This window comes from Chitinophaga niabensis (assembly GCF_900129465.1).
Lineage (GTDB): Bacteria > Bacteroidota > Bacteroidia > Chitinophagales > Chitinophagaceae > Chitinophaga > Chitinophaga niabensis.
The window spans coordinates 3503287-3525231 of the sequence record NZ_FSRA01000001.1 but is presented as its reverse complement, the minus strand read 5'-3'; the positions used below and the strand labels follow the sequence as shown (position 1 = coordinate 3525231).

At 46.5% G+C, this 21945-nt stretch carries 17 protein-coding genes; 12 read left to right on the top strand and 5 right to left on the bottom strand.

All coding sequences use genetic code 11. From position 1 onward, the window contains the following. Positions 1 to 22 precede the first annotated feature (22 nt). Positions 23 to 1639, top strand: a complete 1617-nt coding sequence (locus BUR42_RS13920; RefSeq protein ID WP_074239810.1) for a RagB/SusD family nutrient uptake outer membrane protein — start codon at positions 23 to 25, stop codon at positions 1637 to 1639. A 320-nt stretch (positions 1640 to 1959) separates the two neighbouring features. On the opposite strand, the gene BUR42_RS13915 is transcribed toward BUR42_RS13920, so the two are convergent. Further along, a complete protein-coding gene (locus BUR42_RS13915; RefSeq protein ID WP_074239809.1) occupies positions 1960 to 2835 on the bottom strand; it encodes an AraC family transcriptional regulator in 876 nt (291 codons plus the stop codon). A gap of 292 nt (positions 2836 to 3127) precedes the next feature. Between BUR42_RS13915 and BUR42_RS13910 the strand changes: the two genes are divergently transcribed. The 3 genes from BUR42_RS13910 (at position 3128) to BUR42_RS13900 (ending at position 9731) form a co-directional block, all read left to right on the top strand. Further along, complete coding sequence (locus BUR42_RS13910) at positions 3128 to 4165, top strand: LacI family DNA-binding transcriptional regulator (RefSeq protein ID WP_074239808.1); 1038 nt, start codon at positions 3128 to 3130, stop codon at positions 4163 to 4165. 556 nt (positions 4166 to 4721) lie between these two features. Then, positions 4722 to 8006 (top strand): SusC/RagA family TonB-linked outer membrane protein, encoded by a 3285-nt coding sequence (locus tag BUR42_RS13905; RefSeq protein WP_074239807.1) that lies wholly within the window; start codon positions 4722 to 4724, stop codon positions 8004 to 8006. Positions 8007 to 8024: 18 nt separating this feature from the next. Next, the gene (locus tag BUR42_RS13900) at positions 8025 to 9731 is read left to right on the top strand and encodes a SusD/RagB family nutrient-binding outer membrane lipoprotein (RefSeq protein WP_159442270.1); all 1707 of its coding nucleotides are present in this window, start codon (positions 8025 to 8027) and stop codon (positions 9729 to 9731) included. A gap of 146 nt (positions 9732 to 9877) precedes the next feature. Here BUR42_RS13900 and mutS read toward each other — a convergent pair whose 3' ends face one another. Beyond that, positions 9878 to 12475: a DNA mismatch repair protein MutS gene (mutS, locus tag BUR42_RS13895; RefSeq protein WP_074239805.1), complete on the bottom strand. Its 2598-nt coding sequence runs from the start codon at positions 12473 to 12475 to the stop codon at positions 9878 to 9880. Positions 12476 to 12558: 83 nt separating this feature from the next. Here mutS and BUR42_RS13890 point away from each other — a divergent pair, with 83 nt between their 5' ends. From BUR42_RS13890 to BUR42_RS13860, 7 genes are all read left to right on the top strand, one after another. Further along, positions 12559 to 13092, top strand: a complete 534-nt coding sequence (locus BUR42_RS13890; protein ID WP_074239804.1) for an RNA methyltransferase — start codon at positions 12559 to 12561, stop codon at positions 13090 to 13092. A 4-nt stretch (positions 13093 to 13096) separates the two neighbouring features. Further along, the gene (locus BUR42_RS13885; protein WP_074239803.1) at positions 13097 to 13969 is read left to right on the top strand and encodes a UbiA-like polyprenyltransferase; all 873 of its coding nucleotides are present in this window, start codon (positions 13097 to 13099) and stop codon (positions 13967 to 13969) included. Between the two features lie 4 nt (positions 13970 to 13973). Next, the gene (gene ruvX / locus BUR42_RS13880) at positions 13974 to 14390 is read left to right on the top strand and encodes a Holliday junction resolvase RuvX (RefSeq protein WP_074239802.1); all 417 of its coding nucleotides are present in this window, start codon (positions 13974 to 13976) and stop codon (positions 14388 to 14390) included. A gap of 43 nt (positions 14391 to 14433) precedes the next feature. Next, a complete protein-coding gene (def, locus tag BUR42_RS13875) occupies positions 14434 to 15012 on the top strand; it encodes a peptide deformylase (protein ID WP_074239801.1) in 579 nt (192 codons plus the stop codon). A gap of 155 nt (positions 15013 to 15167) precedes the next feature. Then, the gene (locus BUR42_RS13870; RefSeq protein WP_074239800.1) at positions 15168 to 15719 is read left to right on the top strand and encodes an RNA polymerase sigma factor; all 552 of its coding nucleotides are present in this window, start codon (positions 15168 to 15170) and stop codon (positions 15717 to 15719) included. Between the two features lie 50 nt (positions 15720 to 15769). Beyond that, positions 15770 to 16597: an anti-sigma factor gene (locus BUR42_RS13865; RefSeq protein WP_074239799.1), complete on the top strand. Its 828-nt coding sequence runs from the start codon at positions 15770 to 15772 to the stop codon at positions 16595 to 16597. A gap of 49 nt (positions 16598 to 16646) precedes the next feature. Further along, positions 16647 to 17573 (top strand): hypothetical protein, encoded by a 927-nt coding sequence (locus BUR42_RS13860; RefSeq protein ID WP_074239798.1) that lies wholly within the window; start codon positions 16647 to 16649, stop codon positions 17571 to 17573. Between the two features lie 2 nt (positions 17574 to 17575). On the opposite strand, the gene BUR42_RS13855 is transcribed toward BUR42_RS13860, so the two are convergent. Further along, complete coding sequence (locus tag BUR42_RS13855; RefSeq protein ID WP_074239797.1) at positions 17576 to 19264, bottom strand: T9SS type B sorting domain-containing protein; 1689 nt, start codon at positions 19262 to 19264, stop codon at positions 17576 to 17578. Between the two features lie 167 nt (positions 19265 to 19431). Then, a complete protein-coding gene (locus BUR42_RS13850; RefSeq protein ID WP_074239796.1) occupies positions 19432 to 20490 on the bottom strand; it encodes an RluA family pseudouridine synthase in 1059 nt (352 codons plus the stop codon). Positions 20491 to 20537: 47 nt separating this feature from the next. Here BUR42_RS13850 and lipB point away from each other — a divergent pair, with 47 nt between their 5' ends. Further along, positions 20538 to 21260: a lipoyl(octanoyl) transferase LipB gene (gene lipB, locus BUR42_RS13845; protein WP_074239795.1), complete on the top strand. Its 723-nt coding sequence runs from the start codon at positions 20538 to 20540 to the stop codon at positions 21258 to 21260. On the opposite strand, the gene BUR42_RS13840 is transcribed toward lipB, so the two are convergent. Further along, positions 21234 to 21932: a hypothetical protein gene (locus BUR42_RS13840; RefSeq protein ID WP_074239794.1), complete on the bottom strand. Its 699-nt coding sequence runs from the start codon at positions 21930 to 21932 to the stop codon at positions 21234 to 21236. The genes lipB and BUR42_RS13840 overlap by 27 nt on opposite strands. Between the last annotated feature and the right edge of the window lie 13 nt (positions 21933 to 21945).

Here is a 21945-nt window from a genome sequence, read left to right as displayed (position 1 = left end):
TATTGACAACAAAAAACTTACAATGATGAGAACGTTTAAATACAAACTTACCCGGAGTCTGGCTATAGCAGGATTGAGTAGCATTTTGCTCGGTTCCTGTACAAAAGATTTCGAGCGTATCAATACAAATCCATACGGAATGACCAGAGACGAACTGAAAGCAGATTTCAGATTAGTCGGTGAACCATTCCGCCAGATACAATTCAACATATTCGCCGTACAACCAGGTTGGGTAATGCAGGTACAACAGAACCTGCAGGGAGATATCTTCTCCGGTTATATGGGTGTTCCCGGTCCATTCGGAAACTTCGGTAACAACAATTCTACCTATAACCTCATAGATGGCTGGAACCAGGTAATGTGGGGATGCGCTTATGGTTCTTACATCGATGCGCCAAACATTGCTGTAATGCCCATCGCCAGCCGTATCATGAAAGTAGCCGGTAATGAATTCGCTGATTTCAAAGCCTGGTTACTGATCCTGAAAGTGGCTACCATGCATCGTATAAGTGATGTGTACGGCCCGATTATCTACACCAAATTTGGTGTTATTAATCCAGATAAAAGCATCGATTATGATTCTCAGAAAGATGCCTACTATGCATTTTTCGCAGACCTCAATTCAGCCATCACTACTTTAACACCATTGGCGAATGATCCGCTGAAACCCTTCTCCAAATTTGATCTCATGTACGACGGGTCATACAAACCATGGATCAAATTTGCCAATTCCCTGCGTTTACGCCTCGCTATCCGCATCGCAAAAGTGGATCCCGCAAAAGCGAAACTGGAAGGAGAAGCCGCATTGTCAAACCCTGTTGGACTGATGACAGTACCTGCTGATGATGCACGCATCAACATTGCACCCGTTGAACATCCCTACAACGCTTTCAGCGATAGCTGGAACGATATCAGGATGGGGGCTCCCATGGAATCTATCCTCACAGGGTACAACGATCCACGGATCAAATTATACTTCAAAACCGCTGTGGCTAAACCCGATGGTTACAAAGGTGTAAGAACAGGTATTGCATTGCCTTCCAAGATGTATGAAGATTATTCCAGGCTGGCAACTTTCCCTTCAAAGATGCAGTTAATGACTGCTGCAGAAGTATGGTTCCTGAAAGCGGAAGCTGCTTTAAATGGCTGGGCAGGTGCAGGATCAGCTGCCACCAATTATGAGAATGGTGTAAAAACCTCTTTTGATCAATATGCTATTGGAGGCCAGGCGGCAGCTTACCTTTTGGATAATACAAGCAAAGCAGCACCATATACAGATCTGAAAAATGCAGCCAACAACGTACCAGCCGGAGATCCTTATCTCAGCACGGTTACTATCCGTTGGGAAGAAGGAGATGCCCCTGCAAGAAAGCTGGAGCGCATCATCACGCAAAAATGGATCGCGATGTTCCCGGAAGGGCAGGAGGCATGGACGGAATTCCGCCGTACCGGTTATCCTAAACTATTCCCGGTAGTAGTGAACAACAGCGGAGGAAAAATTCCTACTGCCACATTTGTTCGCCGCATCAATTTCGTGATCCCTGAGTATGCCACAAACGCGAAAGGTGTTGAAAGAGCCATTACTTTACTAGGTGGTCCGGATAACGGGGGAACCCGTCTCTGGTGGGACAAACCATAACAATAAATAGACATAGCTCATCTAACTATGAACGGCCGGCCCTTTTGGGCCGGCTTTATTTATTTAAGTGCAAGGATAATTTTTATGTAGTCAGCTTTTGTTCATTCCTCAGCCGCCGTTGTGTCACTCACTTCAACGGCTTGTTCGCTATTTTTCAATAAACAAGGAATATCTTTTTTTACCGGTTACCCGCTCCTGGTAATAAAAAAACGCCCCTCCTCCAAAAAAGAAAACCCTCCGCCCGCTGCTGCGCGGCAAGGCTTCTGCAAAAAAAAGCGCAGCATTATCATGCTACGCCTTCTATCTTTGGTTGATAAATGCTAATTCTCCTTTAACCGCAATTCATTCTTATACTCCTTCGGCGTTTTGCCTACTATCTCCTTAAAGAACCGGTTAAAGTTCGAGAGGTTCTTAAACCCGCACGAATACGCAATCTCAGCAATAGACCAATCCTCCTCCGTCAACCGCTTGCAAGCATGCCCGATCCTCACTTCATTCAGGAACTGCACAAAAGACTTCTTCGTTCTGTTCTTGAAAAAGCGGCAGAAAGACTGTGGCGACAGATTAGTGATACTCGCAACATCCTGCAGGGAGATCTCCTTGGAGAAGTTGTTCATCACATATTTGAATACCTCATCTATCTTATGATTATCTTTTACATTATAAGCATGTGAATACCCCGTACTGGCCAGGTAATAACAATCCTTCGTTTCAGAAAGGGTTTTCAGGATCTGCAGCAAAGCAATGATCCGCTCCAACCCCTCTTTTTTAGGAAGGGACAATATCTCACTACGCAAAGTCTCCTGCGTATTGCCAATGATCTTCATCCCACGTTGGGCACGATGAAAAAGGTCGGTAAGGGCCTTGGTTTCCGGTAAACCATAAAATTTGTCGCCAAAGATGTCCTTAGGGAAATAGATCACCACGGAGCGTGCCTTCAGCGATTCGTCATTTTTATGATACCCCTCGTCGTTATACCACACATGTGGAATATTAGGCCCGAGGAATACCATATCTCCTACGTCAAAGCTTTCAATGCTGTCCCCCACGATCCGCTTACCATGACTCTCGGTAACATACACCAGTTCACATTCGGGATGAAAATGGAAAGGCGTATTAAAATGCGGATCACAACGTTCAATAATAGTGATCTGGTTGTCGGCAAAGGCTCCCACTTTTATCAGAATGGGTTTCATATTGCTTCCTTGATTGTTTTAGTCCTATGAAAAAGCTGGCAACGGAATTCTGCCATTTTAAATTCTATTTTGCCAAATTATTAAATTTAAGTTAAAAAAATACTAGTCCGGCCTAATATCTTCAGAATATTGTAAACTTTTTTTCCGGCTGGCAATCCCGGGCTTCCCGGGAAGGGTTTTTCCCGCTCAAGCCCCCATCTAAGGGTATCTAGCCCCCAAATTCTTTTTGGTTTTATGTTTTTTTCCGTACCTTGTCTGTGCTAAATCGATTAAGCACGACCTATAAACTCACATGAAAGGTATATCAATCAAAGATATTGCAAAACAGGCAGGGGTATCTCCCACAACGGTCTCCTTTGTCCTCAATGGCAAAGCCAAGGAAAAGCGGATCAGTGAGCAGGTGAGCAAAAAGATCCTGAAACTGGCTGCCAAACTGAAATATAAGCCAAACCAGCTGGCAAGAGGCCTGCGCACCGGCAAAACCAAAACCATCGGCCTTATCGTGGAAGACATCGCCAACAACTTCTTTGCCAATGTGGCCAAGATCGTGGAGGAAGAAGCGGATAAATTCGGTTATAAGGTACTGTACGGCAGCACGGAAGACAATCTCGCCAAAGCCAAAGGCCTCCTGGAAGTATTGGAATACCGCCAGGTGGATGGATATATCATCACCCCCACGCCCAACCTGGATAAGGAGATAGAAATGCTCAAGAACGCCCGGAAGCCCATGGTGCTGATGGACCGTTATCTTCCCCAGATCCCTACCAATTATGTGATGGTAGACAATTTCCAGGGAGGATATGATGTTGCAGAATATCTCCTGAAGCTCGGATATAGTAAAATAGCACTGGTGACCACCACCTCTGAACAGATCCAGATGAAGGAACGGCTCAACGGATTTACCGCAGCCATGAAAGCACACCAGGCCAACTTCCCCCGCAAAATGCTCAAAAAGATCCCTTTTTCCGGTACCCGGGAACAGGCGGTGGACCAGATCTCGGATTTCATCAAAACCATCCCGGACCTGGATGCCATTTTCTTCGCTACCAACTACCTCGGCGTTTACGGCATCGAAAGCATAAAACAATTGGGCATGACAATAGGAGAGGACATTGCGCTTGTGAGCTTTGATGATCACGATCTTTTCCGGCTTCACACACCAAGTATCACCTGTGTGGCACAACCCATCCATGATATTGCCCGCAACCTGATCCAGGTGCTCATGAATGAACTCAATGATAATAATCACCAGCTAAACCAGGTAGTGCTGCCCGCTACACTTATTAAAAGAGAAAGCTGCAGCAAAAGAGTGAAAGTGGTAGCCGGGTAATACATAATTTAGATACTGTAAAAGGGACTGGCAGCAATGCCGGTCCTTTTTATTTACGGCACATTTTATTGCGCACACAAAGCAATATTTTTTTTGTTGATGCATCACGTGGAAGCCTATATAATATTCTCATGCGATGATGTTATTTTGCAAAATGTGATGTACATCTTAACACATCATCAAAAAAAAGTTAAATTTTCTTTTGCTCCTTTAACAAGATTTGCTAGTTTGCATGCGTTCGTTTTTCTGAACCAAATCTGTGCGTGTTAATTGAAAGTGTTGAGGTTGGTGATCGCAGGTTTTTTTTATTGGTAGAATGCTAAATCGTTTTATTAGCAGGTTTCAGGGACAACGTAGTACGGAAACAAAGAAAAAGATTCAGGTAGCAATCTAATCACTCCCATTTATCAACCTGTATGTGGACTGTGCGCAAATCACCGCGTCACGGTATGAAATTGTATTGACTTGCAGCGGATGCTTAAACATCAGCTATCAACCAGTAATGGATAACTATTGTCTATTGATCACGCATTCACAATTAAAATCTAAGGAAGCTATGCGCAGGATTGTTCTTCTCGCCACGTTACTGACTTTCTGCTTTGCCCCCCACGTTTGGGCACAGGAGAAAAAAGCAGTTGCCGGTACGGTCAAGGATGTAAACGGCACCCTCTTACCGGGTGTTACCGTTAAAGAAAAAGGTACGCAGAATGGTGTGTTAACCGCTGCAGACGGGTCTTTTAAAATCAATGTGCCCGCTTCTGCCACACTTATCTTTTCATTTATGGGATATGCTGCCCAGGAAGTACAGGTAGCAGATGGCCCGCTTGCTGTTATACTCAAAGAAGATTCCAAGAATCTGAATGAAGTAGTGGTAACAGCATTGGGTATTAAACGCGAAGCCCGCAAACTCGGTTACGCCATGACGGAACTGAAAGGCTCCGAACTGACCCGCACCAACTCCGTGAACCCTGTTGCTGCATTGCAGGGAAAAGTAGCCGGGGTGGACATTTCCGGAGCCGCCGGAGGTCCGCAGGCAGCAAATCGCATTGTACTCCGCGGTGCCAAATCACTGAATGGTAAAGACCAACCCATCTTTATTATAGATGGTGTGATCTTCGAAAATGAAGACGCAGATAATGCTGTGAACTTCGGTAACGTGTTGAAGAATTTTAACCCGGACGATTTTGAAACCGTATCTGTACTGAAAGGTGCAGCCGCTACTGCATTGTATGGTTCACGTGCCATCAACGGCGCCATCCTCATCACCACAAAAAAAGGTCTCACCCGTAAAGGCCTTGGTGTAGATGTTAGCCAGACGGTTCAGTTCGAACATGTATACCGTGGCCCCATTGCATTGCAGAATGTATACGGCGGCGGAACAGATGGTAAATTCACAAAGGACGCGCAGGGTAATGATGTGATCGTTCCCGGTGGTAACAGCTTCGGCCCTAAAATGCAGGGCCAGATGGCTAAACTCCCCAATGGTGATATTGTTCCCTACAGCCCCATGCCGGATAATGCCACAGATGGCTACCAGCTTGGTAAATATTCCAACACTAACGTGGCCGTGGAAGGTGGAACAGATAAAGCAAATTTCCGCTTTTCTTATTCCCACCTGGATAACAACAGCGTAATGCCGAACAACAAATTCTCCAGGGATGCATTCTCCCTGAAATCTTCTGCTGTACTGTCCAAATGGCTCAGCGCAGAAGGTGGCTTTACGTATTCATTCTCTAAAACACTCAATCCTACCGCACAGGGAGGTGACTATACCAGCCAGAATATTGGCCGTAAATGGATCTATGTATTCCCCCGTAACTACGATCCAGCTTACTGGAGCGCCCGCTACCTGGGCCCCAATCCCGGTAAACAGGACCTGATGGATTATCTGGGTTCCTATCCCGGAGCTGACTACTGGTTTGCATTGAACAACGACAGGTGGACGCATAACGAAAACCTGATGATGGGAAATCTCTCCCTCAATGCAACAGCAACGGACTGGCTGAAATTCCTGGTACGCGGTACTTTCAGTAATGAACAAAATAAAGACGATCGCCGTGAACTGGGCTGGGGAGTTAACTTTGGCGGCTCACGTGGATTGTATGCCTACTCCGGTATCAACAAAACCCAATACACTTTCACCGGTATGGCCATGTTCACGCCTAAGCTGAATGATGACTTCACCCTGAATGTGAACCTGGGTGCTGAAACCTGGAACTCCGGCATCGGTAACCAATACAGCGCAAGAACCACCAATGGTCTTTTGATCCCCGGTAAGTTCACTGTGAGCAATAGTATCGGCCCTGTTGATACGCGCAACAATAAAAACCTGGCCCGCAAACAGATCAATGCTGTGTTTGCATCCGCAAGCCTTTCTTATAAAAATGCTTTCTTCCTGGATGTAACTGGCCGTAACGACTGGTCTTCCGCACTGGCTTATCCATTAGGCGGCGGTAACTATTCTTACTTCTATCCATCTGTAAGTGCTGCATGGGAATTCACCGAAACCTTAAAATCACAACTGCCTTCCTGGATCTCTTATGGTAAAGTAAGGGCCTCTTATGCAGTAGTAGGCGGAGACACCGATCCATTCCAGCTGAACAGCGGATACATTATGGAGGAAATATGGAATGGTGGCCCGAACAGCGGATACCTCTATTATCCTTATAACAAAGACACATATCCGAACGATAACCTGAAACCTTCCATGGCACACTCTTTTGAAGTAGGTGCCGATGTAAGGTTCCTCAACAACAGGATCGGTTTGGATGTGGCATTGTATAAAACAAACATCAAAGATCAGATCCTGAAACTGGATGTACCTACTGAATCCGGTGTGAAGAATAAATTCATCAATGCCGGTAACTTCCAGAACCAGGGTATTGAGATCGCCATTAATGGCCGTCCGGTTCAGGGCAAAAACTTCCAGTGGGATGTAAACCTGAATGGTAGCCGCAACACTAACAAGATCATTGAACTCACTCCCGGTGTGAACACTTACGAAATGGGTAACGACCAGGATGTACGTGTAATTGCACAGGTAGGCCGCCCGTATGGTGTGCTGGTAACCAACTATGGTTACACGCCTTATAAGTCTACTGATCCAACCAAGAACGGTAAACCCATTATTGAAACATCTACTTCCTTCCCGGTTCAATACAAACGCAGTTATGCAGAAGTGGGTAACATCACGCCAGATTTCAACCTGGGCCTGAGCAACAACTTCACATACAGGAACTGGAACCTGAGTGTATTGCTGCAGGCACGTGTGGGAGGAGATATCTTCTCTGCTTCTCATCAATATGGAACAGGCCGTGGTACTGTTGAAAGCACATTACCTGGCCGTGATGCCGCATCAGGTGGCCTGGCATGGACAGATGATCAGGGTGTACAACGCAACGATGGGATGATCCCGGATGGCGTGTTTGGCCCGGGTATGAAAGGAACCACCGCTACCGGTAAAACAGAAGACATCAGCGGCATGAGCTATCGCGAAGCATATGATAAAGGGTATGTAAATCCTTTAACACCTTATCAGTATTACAGCATGATAGGGGAGTGGGGTATCGGTATCCGCCAGGCTTCTGTATTTGACGCATCTTATGTGGCACTGCGTGAAGTTTCCCTGGGTTATACTTTCCCTGCTAAGATGATCGAACGCCTGAAACTTACGAAAGCGCGTGTGATGCTGGTAGGCCGTAACCTTGGTTACCTGTTCAACAACCTGCCGGATAATATCAACCCGGAAAGCCTGCGTAACAACAGCACTTTCGCTTTCTCTGAATATGGCGGCGCACCCTTTATCCGCAACATGGCAATAACGGTTCAACTTGGTTTCTAATTTTCAAAAAGGATGATGATGAATATCAAACATAAATTAGGCATCGGCGTATTGGCCATCGCAACTTTTGCGAGCGCTTGTACAAAGGATTTTGCTGAATACAATACAGACCCGGAAGTATCTCCCACACTGCCGCCGGAATATATGATCACTTCTTCCCAGAAGGCAATGGTAGACAGGGATTTTGACTGGTACTACGATAACTACGGTTACCTCATGCGCTGGATGCAGTTCACGGTAGCTTTTCCTGCAGGTAATGTGGCTGGTATGTTTGGCGCACAGAATGTGAATGATTATTACCAGGCTTTCTACACCAACATCGGCCGTAACCTCGTGGAGATCGAAAAGATCGTGGGTAAAATGCCGGAAGCAGATCGTGGCCAGTATCGCAACCTTATAGCCATAGCACGCATCCATAAAGCATTTGCCGCATTCCGCGTGTCAGATGTGAATGGTTCTATTCCTTACACAGAAGCACTGAGAGCACGCGAAACAGCTAATTTCACCCCGGTATATGATACACAGGAAAAAGTGTTCGCCACTTTAGATGCAGAGCTGAAAGGCGCAGTGGATTCCCTGGTGAAACCTGCTGCCGGTCAGATCTCTTATGGCTCATACGATATGTTCTATACCAATGCAGCCACGGCAACAGCCAATTACGCAAAAACAGCCAACGTACTGCGTTTAAAGATCGCGATGCGTTTGCTGAAACGTAACCCTGCAAAAACAAAACAGATCGTGGATGATGTACTCGCCAGTGCAGGCGGCGTATACACCAGCAATGAGGAAGAATGGAAATTTATTTCCGGAACAAACTTTGCCCGTGGTGGTAACTGGGGTTCCCAGGGGAATAATTCCAGCGCAGCCGGCCGTAATATGCTGAACTTCCTGCGTACGCACACAGATCCGCGTCTTCGCCTGTTCTATAAAAAGAATGGCATGACTAGGGAACGTTTTGATTATATCAAACTGGGTGGCGGTTTCCCTGAAACGGCTGTTTATAACCCGGAACGTTATGTGGGTTTACCGGTTAGTCCTGATGCAGTGAACCTCCCTGCAAACGTGAACCTTTTCGGCACAAAAACTTACAGCCTCGTATTTGCAGATGGCAGAAAAGAAGATGTAACGGTAGATACATTGTCCCAATACCAGAACAGGCTGTTCGATCTTTCTGGTGATGGTGGTGCAAATGGCCAGTACACACAACCTTTGCTCACTTATGCGGAATACTGCTTCATCATGTCCGAGCTCGCTGTGCGTAATATTATCACACAGGATGCAAAGACCTGGTACGACAAAGGTGTAACTGCTTCTATCCAGGCTTACGATGCCATGGGCAAGATAGCTGGTGTTGTTGAATACAGTGCGGTAACGCCGGCAGAAATAGATACTTACCTGCAGCATGCAGATATTGCTTTCGGAGGAACAGATGAGCAGAAGCTGGAAAAGATCGGCGTGCAGAATTTCCTGAACCATTTCAAATCTCCATGGGAAGCATGGGGCAGCTGGAAAAGGCTGGGTATTCCAAAGCAAGGAGGTATTCTGCCAATGGAACCTGTAACGATCGGTGGCGTGGAAGCTGCAATACCCCGCCGCTGGCAATTGCCCATCCCCAATTCATTGAACATAACGAACTACAATAACGCCCTCGCTGAAATGCAGACGAGTGGTGAGTACGGCAGCCCTAACCAGCTGACCGGACGCGTATGGTGGGATAAACAGTGATCTTGAAAAAAGAGAAGCCGTCTCGAAGGAGACGGCTTTTTTTATTTATAAAGAAGTTGAATAAATGCCTTGCTAAAAAGAAACGCCCCTTCCCAAAAAATAAAAAACCTCCGCCCTCTGCGGCGCGGCAGGCCCTCAGCAGGAACTTACTGCAACAAATCCTTGATCTCGCTCAACTTCAACAAGGCCTCCACAGGCGTCAGCCTGTTAATATCAACAGATTCCAGCTTCTCCCGAATATCTTTGAACGTATCGCTATGCGCATCAAAAATGCTCAGCTGCACTTTCTGTATCGGTGCAGCGATCTGTTCCATAGGTGCTGCAATATGCTGGCTTTCCAACTGTGTAAGTATCTCATTAGCCCTGTCGATCAGCTGCGGAGGCATCCCTGCAATCTTCGCCACATGAATACCAAAGCTATGCCTGCTACCTCCCGGTGCCAGTTTACGAAGGAAGATGATCTTATTTCCCACTTCTTTATTAGTGATATGAAAGTTCTTCACCCGGCTGTGCTTATTTTCCAGCTCATTCAATTCATGGTAGTGCGTGGCAAATAATGTTTTGGGCCGGTGAGGCGTCATATCATGGAGGTAATCCACAATGCTCCAGGCAATAGAAATACCATCGTATGTACTGGTACCCCGCCCGATCTCATCCAGGATGATCAGGCTCCTGGGGGTAAGGTTATTAATGATGCTGGCCGTTTCATTCATTTCCACCATAAAGGTACTTTCCCCACCACTCAGGTTATCAGAAGCCCCCACCCGCGTGAAGATCTTATCCGTCAACCCGATCTCAGCAGCGGAAGCAGGTACAAAACTACCCATATGCGCCATCAATGTGATGAGCGCAGTTTGCCTTAATAACGCAGACTTACCACTCATGTTGGGCCCGGTGAGGATGATCACCTGCTGCTCATTCTGATGTAACAACAGATCGTTGGTCACATAAGTCTCTCCCGTAGGCAAGCCCTGTTCTATTACAGGATGCCTGCCATCTTTGATATCAATGAAGTACGCATCTGTAACATTCGGACGGCGGTATTTGAATTGAACGGCATTATGCGCAAAGCAAAGCAGGCAATCCAACCGGCCAAGCGCCTGCGCATTACGCTGAATAGGAAGGATGTATTCCTGTAAAGCAAGCAGCAAGGCATCATACAATTGTATCTCCAGCACCTGTATCTTATCTTCTGCACCGGTGATCTTCTCTTCGTATTCTTTCAGTTCGGGTGTTATATATCTTTCTGCGTTGGCCAGCGTTTGTTTGCGGATCCAGTTGGCAGGTACTTTATTCTTGTGGGTGTTGGTTACTTCAAGATAATAACCGAACACATTATTAAAGGCTACTTTGAGGGAAGGGATGCCCGTAGCCTCAGATTCCTGCTGCTGAATGCGCAGGAGGTATTCCTTACCGGAGGTAGCGATCGCCCGCAGGTCATCTAATTCTGCATGAACGCCTTCCCGGATCACTCCACCTTTATTCGCCAGAACCGGGGGATTATCGGAGATCTCTGCGAGGATCTTTTCGAGGATCGTAAAACAGGGGTCAAGCAGTCCGTGTAACTCCTGTAACAGTCCTGTGCTGGCATTGGACAATAATTCCTTGATGGCGATCACCTGTTGCAGGGAACGGGCCAGCTGCATCACTTCCCTCGGATTGATCTTCCGCAGGGGAATTTTGGATACCAGCCGTTCCAGGTCACCCACTGCCTTAAGATGTTGTTGCAGGGCATGGGTACGGTCTGCTTCTTTGATCAGGTCCTCTACGGTATCCAGTCTTTCATGAATACGTGTGAGGTCACGCAGGGGGAATACGATCCAGCGTTTCAATAAACGTGCACCCATTGGCGTGAGTGTGTTATCGAGGGTGCCGATCAGTGATCTTCCCTGTTCCACGGTGCTTTGCAGCAGTTCCAGGTTACGGATGGTAAAACGGTCCATCCAGAGGAAATCATCCTGGTCGATCCGCTGAATGGCGGTGATATGTTGCAGGTGAGGGTGTTCCGTATCTTTCAGGTAGTGCATGGTGGCACCAGCGGCAATTACCGCATCGGTAAGGTCCTCTATACCAAATCCTTTGAGGGAATGTGTTTCGAAATGTTTATGGAGTATCTCCCGGGCATAATTATTCGTAAAGATCCACTCTTCCAGGGTGTAGGTATAAAAGCGGGAACCGAATGTTTGCCGGAAATGTTTTTGCTGTTGTTTGGCAAAGATCACTTCCGCAGGGCGGAAGCTTTGCAGTAATTTGTCGATGTATTCCGTACTACCCTGCGCAGCAAATAATTCCCCGGTGGAAATATCCAGGAAAGCCACGCCGGTATTATTCAATCCAAAATGTACCGCAGCCAGGAAGTTGTTGGTGCTGTTTTCCAGCAGCTTGTCGTTCACCGCCACACCGGGAGTGATCATTTCTGTTACACCCCGTTTTACGATCCCTTTCACTGTTTTAGGGTCTTCCAGCTGATCGCAAACGGCCACGCGGTGACCAGCCTTCACCAGTTTGTGCAGGTAGGTTTCCAGCGAATGGTAAGGGAAGCCGGCCAGGTCTATATAAGCGGCACTGCCATTGGCCCTTTTGGTGAGTACAATACCTAATACCTTCGAAGCTATTACAGCATCCTCATTGAATGTTTCATAAAAATCCCCCACCCTGAAAAGCAGCACTGCGTCAGGATATTTGGCTTTAATAGCCTTATGCTGCGTCATGAGGGGTGTTTCTTCCGATTTGCTTTTAGCCATGCGGCAAATATAGTAGAAAAGACAAATAATGACCCGATCAAAACAGGGTGCCTGCATTAACTGACATCAACTATCTTTGCAGGATGCGTAAACTGAACATGCATGAACTGGGCCGGAAAACGGTCAGCGAGTTTAAGGCGGCAGACAAAACCCCGCTGGTGCTGGTGCTGGATAATGTGCGGAGCATGCACAATGTAGGATCTGTATTCAGAACGGCAGATGCCTTCCTTGTACAGGGTATTATATTATGTGGGTATACACCCGTTCCACCCCACAGGGATATTCAGAAAACCGCCCTCGGTGCCACAGAAACAGTGGAATGGCAGTATTTTGCCACAACCGTGGAAGCGGTGAATGCGTTAAAAGAAGAGGGCTATACTATTATGGCCATCGAGCAGGCAGCACAAAGTGTGATGCTGGATACCTTTAAACCTTCCCAAACGCCGCTGGCGCTGGTATTTGGCAACGAAGTGTCCGGTGTGGACGGAGAAGTGATGAAACTGGTGGATGGCTGCATCGAGATACCGCAACTGGGAATGAAACACTCGCTTAACATTTCCGTGAGCACGGGTATCGTAATTTGGGACCTGTTCTGTAAATTAAAAACTGAAAACTAGCCATATGAGTTCACCTGTTATCCGGAATTACCTGTCGCTCGTAAAATTCAGCCATACCATTTTTGCCATGCCTTTTGCCATGATCGGATTCTTTCTGGCAGTGACCTGGGCAGGGTATTCATTCAACTGGTCGAAACTTTTACTGGTGGTACTTTGCATGGTCTTTGCACGCAGCGCGGCGATGGCCTTCAATCGCTGGCTGGATGCGGATTTTGATAAAAAGAACCCCCGTACTGCACAAAGGGAGATCCCTGCCGGCATCATTTCCGCTTCCAACGCTTTGTATTTCGTGATCGGGAACGCAGTGTTGTTTATGGCTACCACCTGGTTCATCAATCCCGTATGTTTCTTTTTATCTCCCATAGCCCTGATCGTTGTATTGGGCTATAGCTATACCAAACGTTTTACGGCTTTATGCCACCTGGTTCTCGGTATTGGCCTGTCGCTTGCGCCCATAGGAGCTTTCCTGGCAGTAACCGGGCGTTTTGCCGTATTACCTGTTCTGCTCAGTTTCCTGGTGTTGTGCTGGGTATCCGGTTTTGATATCATCTATGCCTTGCAGGACGAAGAGTTTGATAAATCACAGCAATTGCATTCTATTCCTACCTGGTTAGGCAAAGCAGGAGGGTTGAGGTTTTCAGAAGCATTGCACCTGGTGGCCGCCGGTTTGGCTGTTGCCATTGGCCTGCTGGGAGGTTTTCACTGGCTGTACTGGATAGGTGCCGGTGTTTTTATCCTGATGTTATGGATGCAGCACAGGCTGGTAAAACCCGATGATCTTTCCCGGGTGAACCTGGCTTTTATGACAACAAATGGTATCGCAAGCGTGGTTTTTGCCGTGTTTGCCATTGCAGATATGTTTATATTAAATCAATAGGAATATGCCCAGGATAATGGCTATCGATTACGGGAAAAAAAGAACAGGGCTTGCGGTGACCGATCCGCTGAAGATCATAGCCAGTGGGCTGGGCACAGTTCCTTCACATGAACTGATCCCTTACCTCAAAAAATACTTTGCAGCAGAGCCGGTAGAACTCATCCTCATAGGCCTGCCGCGTAACCTGGATGGTAGTGCCACAGATGCTACCGCACTGGTGGAAGAATGCATCCGCATCCTGCAAAAACATTTTCCTGACATGCCGCTGAAAAAAGTAGATGAACGTTTCACCTCAAAGATGGCTTTTCAGAGTATGCTGGATAGTGGAATGAAGAAAAAAGACAGGCAGAATAAGGGTTTGGTGGATGAGATCAGTGCAACCATCATCCTGCAGGAATACCTTCAGCATACCGCTAGCTGAAAAAACCTTACTTTTGCAGTTCAAATTTTGATCAATTTACCAGATGATATTACCAATAGTCGCCTACGGCAGCCAGGTTTTAAGAGAAGTAAGCCAGGATATCACCCCGGATTATCCAGGTCTGCAAACGCTGATCGATAATATGTGGGAAACCATGTATGCCTCCAGTGGGGTAGGGCTCGCAGCACCACAGATCAACAAGCCCATCCGCCTCTTCGTAATTGATAGTGAGCAGATTATCAATAATCTTGAAGAAGATGAAGTGAATGCATACCCCGGCGATCTGGGTATTAAGCAGGTGTTCATCAATGCCAGGATAGTGGATACAGAAGGAGAGGAATGGCCTTACCAGGAAGGTTGCCTGAGCATTCCCAAGATCCGGGAGGACGTATACCGCCCTGAAAAGGTGACCATCCGTTACGTGGACGAAAACTTTAAAGAACACGAGAAAACATTCCATGGTATCACCGCCCGTGTGATCTTCCATGAATATGATCATATAGAAGGAAAACTGTTCATCGACTACCTTAAACCATTGAAAAAGCGCCTGTTAAAAAGCAGGTTGGACGATATTTCCAAAGGAAAGATCAAGGTGGATTATAAGATGACCTTCGCTAAATAGCTGAAATTTCTTCCAGGTAATTGTCAGGGGCCGGTGATCACCGGCCCCTGTTCATTTTAGCTATTCTTTAACAGCTATATAAAATTATTATGCCTAAGAATTTTATATTGTAATAATTTTCCCTATTTTAGTGCCACTATTTTCGATAATTACATTTGGGAACTGCAAACACATACACTGAAGCCGAATTGGTCCAGGGTCTGAAAGACCGGGATCAGGTAATATTTGGTTACCTGTATGACAATTATTCCCCCGCTCTCTACGGGGTAGTTCTTAAAGTCCTCAACGACGAGTCCGCGGCAAGCGATGTTCTGCAGGAAGTCTTTCTGAAAATTTGGCGGAGCATAGAAAAATATGACACAGAGAAGGGGCGTCTCTTTACCTGGATGCTCAATATTGCCCGGAATTCTGCTATTGATTCATTACGCTCTAAAGCCCACAAGCTGGATCAAAAAATCCAGGAGCTTAGTAATGACGTATATCATCATACAAGTCACTTAACGGTTCATCCCTCCGTGGATCACCTGGGCCTCACCAAGGTGTTGGAAAAGCTCAACAAAGAACAAAGAATCATTATTGACCTAGCTTATTACAAAGGTTGCACCCAGGAAGAAATAGCCAAGGTGCTGGATATTCCTTTGGGTACCGTGAAGACTAGAATGAGAAACGCGATTATTCAACTTAGAAATATTCTAAAAACGATCTAGTAAAAGTGGATGTACAACGTTACATATCATCCGGAATAATTGAAAGCTACGTGGCTGGCTTAGCTACGGACCAGGAGGTCCGGGAGCTGATCGCTGCGATGGCCCAATATCCGGAAATAAAAGCTGCGGCAGATGCTGCTCAGCTTGATATGGAGCGCTATATCCAGATGCAGGCGGTTCCGCCTCCTGCTATTGTGAAAGACAGGATCTTCCAGATCGTGGATAATGAAGGGGTGGAAACAGCAGTACCGGTTAGCGGCAGTTCATCTTCTGCACCGGCAAGCTTGTATGAAGATGCGTATGCAGATGAAGAAAAATCTGCAAGGGTTATCTCCGCTGCACGCAAATGGCAGTGGGTGGCAGCCGCCGCCATCGCAGGGCTGATCACCAGTGTTGCCTTCAACGTTACTTACCTCAACAGTTCCAAAGAATGGAAAGGTAAATACGAAGCGTTGCTTGTAGACCAAACCAAAGTACTCGCACAAAGTGAGGTATATCAGACGAAGATGAAACAATCGGATGATATGCTTGCCATGATGCGCAATCCGGATGTAAAAGCAGTACGTATGTTCACGGCATCCAAAGACAGGCCTAATCTGCTGGCTACTGTTTTCTGGAATCCGAAGACCAAAGACGTGATGCTCACCGTTAATAACCTTCCTGAACCATCTGCAGATCAGCAATACCAACTCTGGGCCATTGTAAATGGCGTACCGGTGGATGCTGGTGTGTTCGAAATGGGCGATACCGCTAAAGGCTTCCAGAAAATGAAAGCTATTGAAGGTGCGCAAATGTTTGCTGTTACCCTTGAAAAGAAAGGTGGTAGCCCCACACCAACGCTTACTGCTATGTACGTAGCCGGTAAAGTATCCAGCTGATAAAACGTTTCCTTCAACTCATAAGCCTGAATTTCCTTAAATTTGCCAGATGCGCAAGTTTCTGCTACTGTTATTACTTTTGTTCTGTTGCACACCTTTGTTTTCCCAGGATACTGCTTTTAAATACAAAGGCATGACCATTAACCTGGATGAAGTAGTGGTGAAAGCCAAACGTATAGGCTTTGACGTGGCCGGCTTTATCAAAAGGGTAGAAGAGGATACCACTTTCTACCGCGCATTCAAAAACCTCCGCCTGGTAGGGTTCACAGCAGATAACGACATCCGCGTAACAGATAAAAAAGGAGGAAAGACCATCGCCTCCCTTAAAAGTCACACCCGCCAGATCATGACCGGCAACTGCCGTAAAATGGAAGTGATAGACGAAAAGACCACCGGTAATTTCTACACAAAAAAAGGCGACTATAATTACTATACCGCAGAACTTTACGCCAATCTCTTTTTTACGCATGGCACCGTATGCGGGGATGAGGGCGGATCCAGCAAAGGAAGCCTTGCACGGCATAAGAACCAGTTGAAACAATTGATCTTTAACCCCGGTAAACCCATCACTGGCGTACCTATCGTGGGAAATAAGGTAGCCATCTTCGACCGCGACCTGATGAAGTATTACGATTTTTCCATTACCTCGGAAGCATATACCGGCACAGATTGTTATGTATTCAGCGCCACCATGCGGAAGAACCTTAATAGTATAGACCGTGCAGAAATTGTGATCAACGAACTGATCACCTACTTTGATAAAGAAACCATGGAGATCGTAGGCCGTAAATATTCCCTCTCCTACAAAACCATGATCTTCGATTTTAATGTACGCATGAATGTACAGATGACGAAGAAGGACGACCTTTTATTGCCTGCCCTGATCACTTACTCCGGTACCTGGAACGTACCTTTAAAAAAGCGCGAAACAGCAGATTTTACAGCGAAGTTCACCGAATTCAAAAGCGAACAATAACTTTATCGTATCAGGGTAACAGTACCTCGTTTCTGATAGAATTTCTGATTCAGTTCATCTACATACTCAACCGTCCAAACGTATGTGCCAACAGGCGCCATTTGCCCGTTATGCATACCCGTCCATGCAACACCGGGATCTGAGGTGAAGAAGATAAAATCTCCCCAGCGGTTATAGATGGCTAATTTGTATTTACCTAAGATACATCGGTACACCGGTCGGAATACATCATTCCGCCCATCTCCGTTAGGGCTGAAACCCGTTGGCAAAAAGAGCGTACAATTACATTCCTGGTAGTAGATATTCACGGAGTCTGTAGCCCTGTTACACACATTGCTTGCTACAATCGCATAAATACCGGGTTGTGTAACCAGGAAGGTGGAAGTGGAAGTACTGTCCTGCCATTTAAAATTTGTACCTGCGCCGCGTGGCAGTAAAGTGAGCGTTTCTCCCACGCAAAGCATGGAATCCTCTCCCAGCGTTACTCTCAGGCTATCCTGAAAATCAACACGGATCGTATCTCTTTCAATACATCTGCCTATCTGCACGGTAACATTATAATATCCGCTACTGTCCACGTGATAAGTGGCCTGGTCTGATCCATCCTGCCAGAGATAATTACCCGTTCCAAAATCCGCACTCAGCACCAGGAAGTTAGGATAACACAAGGTGGTATCGTTTCCTAAACTGAAATCCCTTAAGCGGCTATAGCGCACTTCAATAGTGTCCACCACATCACAGATGCCGTTGACGGTCATGAACACAGAATACTCGCCACTCCTGTTCACATTGATCCTCGGTTGCCTTGAACCGGTGTTCCAGGTATAACTTGAACCTTCAGGCCTGGTGGCATCCAGTATCACGGATTCTCCGGGGCAAAGTAAGGTATCAGGGCCAAGGCTGTAAGGATAAGGTGTGCCGGTGAAGTTAATGGTCACCTGGTCTGTAAAGTCACCGCAACCGGCAACTGTAGCAACAACAGTGTAAGTTCTGCTCACGCCGCTGGCTACAATGGTAGGCGTAGTTTCTCCCGTACTCCAAACATAGGTGGCGTTTTGTGCGGTGGCATCCAGTGTAAGCAATTCATCCGTACACAAGGTCCTGTCTGGCCCCAGGTCAAAATCAGGTATCGGAGAATAGAATACATTCACCGAATCTATTTCCCGGCATCCATTGATGGCCACATGGTAGGTAGCCATTTGTGAAACAACGAAAGTATTCGTGCCGGGCACAGTATCTTCTAAATAATACCAGGTATAAGTAGCGCCGGGAATAGCAGGTCCTGTCGTCAAAGTAGTAGTGCCATTCTCACAAAGTGTAAGATCCGGCCCCAGGTCAATACCTAAACGGGCAGCGATAGTGATAGACATCGTGGTGATATCTTCCACACCTCCGCGGTATGCTTTTAATGTAATGGTATAAGTACCAGGGGTTTTATATACATATTTGGCACTGTCTATACTATTGGAAGAATCTACAGGTAAGGCTGGCGGACTCACAAAATACCACTTCACGGAATCAATGGTGGTGATATCGTCAGTGATCCTGAAGCGTACAGTATCGTTCAGGCAGGTAGTGCTATAGGTGAAATTTGTGAGTAGGGGACGGTTACCGGCTCTGGCTATATGAATAGCAAAGAAAGCCAGGAACAGAATAGTCAGGATACGGGCAAGGTTTTTCTTGGGACGCATTATGCTACTAAATTAGTAGAAAAAATGATATGTAGAATGTTTTTAATAAAATAATTAATATGAAATTAAGATGAAACGCAGGCGCATAGGCTGATTTTGGTTTGCATAGAATTTTAAAAAATAAGCGGAACGATCTATTTAACGGAATAATGCCTTAAAAATTACACTCAATCCTCTTCCCGGCGTTTATATCTTCTCCATTTCTCCAGAACGGCCGTGAAATCCGCCGGTAGCTCACTTTCAAACAGCATTGGTTTGCGGGTCCTGGGGTGAATGAACCCTAAGGTTTGTGCGTGCAGGGCATGCCTGGGCATTACCTCGAAACAGTTATCTATGAATTGCTTGTATTTTGTGTATACGGTACCTTTAACAATACGGTCCCCGCCATAGGTTTCATCGTTGAACAAGGGGTGCCGGATATGCTGCATATGTACCCTGATCTGGTGCGTACGGCCGGTTTCCAGTTTGCAGGCAATGAGGGTTACATAGTTAAAACGTTCCAGTACCTCGTAATGGGTGATGGCTTCCTTGCCATGTTCCCCATCCGGGAAAACATCCATGATCTTGCGGAGACGCTGATGGCGGCCCACATGTGCTTCCACCGTACCCTTATCTTCTTCAAAATCACCCCATACCAATGCCATATAACGCCTGTTTACGGTATGGTCAAAGAATTGTTTGGCCAGGTCCGTCATCGCTTTTTCTGATTTGGCGATCACCAGCAGGCCGCTTGTGTTCTTATCTATCCTGTGTACCAGCCCGAAACGGGGAATAGTTTCCACCACATTTTCTTTATCCTCACTGAGGTAATAGGCCAGGGCATTCACCAATGTGCCGTTGGGGTTGCCGGAGCCGGGATGTACCACCATGCCGGGAGGTTTGTTGATCACCATTACATCCTCATCCTCATATACAATGTTCAGGGGAATGTTTTCCGGGATGATCTCATTGCTTTCGGGGCTCCTGTTGGAATAAACGATGAGGCGGTCCAGGGGCCTTACTTTATAGTTGGCCTTGGTAGGTTTATCGTTCACCAGCACCATTCCTGCTTCAATAGCCTGCTGAACTTTACTGCGGGTGGCACCTTCAATGCGGTTCTGGATGAACTTGTCTATCCGCAAAGGCTCCTGCCCCTTGTCTACAACAAGGTTCACCCTTTCGTATAGTTCCTCACTACCTTCCCCGTTTTCCAGTTCATCTTCCAGTACCGGCAATTGATCGCTCATCAGTAAAAATTTTTGCAAAGATAGCTTATAGTTATCTTTGCAGACGAATGAAACAGCAGATAAGAGTGAACGATTTGGGTGTAATTCCCTACCAGCGCGCCTGGGACTACCAGGAACAGTTATTACAGGAAAGTGTGCAACTGAAGGCTGCCCTGCGTAATGGCACCGCTGCCGGATCTGCTGTTATTGCCCATCACCTGCTTTTTTGCGAACATCCTCCCGTATATACCCTCGGCAAAAGCGGCCACCTGGAGAACCTGCTGATCAACCGCCGGCAGCTGGAGGAAAAGGGGATAGAATTTGTACAAACCAACAGGGGAGGGGATATTACCTTCCACGGCCCCGGCCAGGTAGTAGGTTACCCAATCATAGACCTGGAACTGTTCTTCACAGATATTGGCCGTTATTTACGTTTCCTGGAAGAGGTGATCATCCGTACCATGGCAGATTACGGCCTGAAAGGGGATCGTTCAAAAGGAGAAACAGGCGTATGGCTTGATCCGGAAGATCCTGCAAAGGCCCGGAAGATCTGTGCCATGGGAGTTCGTTGCAGCCGCTGGGTAACCATGCATGGCTTCGCCATCAATGTGAATACAGACATGGATTATTTTAACAACATTGTGGCCTGTGGTATTGCAGATAAGCAGGTTACCTCCCTGGAAAAGGAACTTGGCTATGCCGTTCCTTTGGAAGAAGTGAAAAGTAAGATCGCGAAATATTTTGCAGAAGTGTTTGAAGCAGAATTACTTGTAACTCAGGGGAATAAATAAGTTCCATTTCTCCAGCAGCTTCCCATCCTCAAAGATCTCAAAATTGAACCAGCCGGCATGCATGAAAATGGCCTTTTCCATGATCAGGAAAGGCTCCTGCACATGCTCTACCTCAAACAGGAAAACCCCTGTAGGCTCATAGAACTTAACGAGATATTTCTTCTTTAAAGCTTCCGGCAGTTTGATATTCACATTTCCGTCTGCTGTAGTATAGATGTAATTGGATGGTTTCCAGGGAACTGCATCTTCTTTTTTAGTGTTGCTGAGATTAGCGATATCCGAAGCGTTCAGTTTGGTGTCTGCATTGATGGTAGAGTCCTCAATAGCCAGTACTACTTTACTGTGCATATAACGGTTATTGGAGAAGAGGATGAAGAGGCGATAGTAATTTTTACCGGGTAAAGGTTTGTTATCCATGTAAGCATTACGGCTTTCTCCGGGGCTGCTCGCATAACCGATCGTGGTAAAGTTCAGCACACTGTCCAGCGAACGCTGGATGCCTATCTGCACAGCATTGGGGAAGCCGGAGATCCAGTCCAGCTGTATCTTCCCTGTTTTGATCAGGGCAGAGAAATCAGGTAATACAGGCGGTACGCGCTCTTGAGCTTTTGCAGCAGTGATGCTACCCAGTAAGATCACCGCAACAATTATTCTTCTAACAGTCTGCTTCATACGTTGGCTAAAA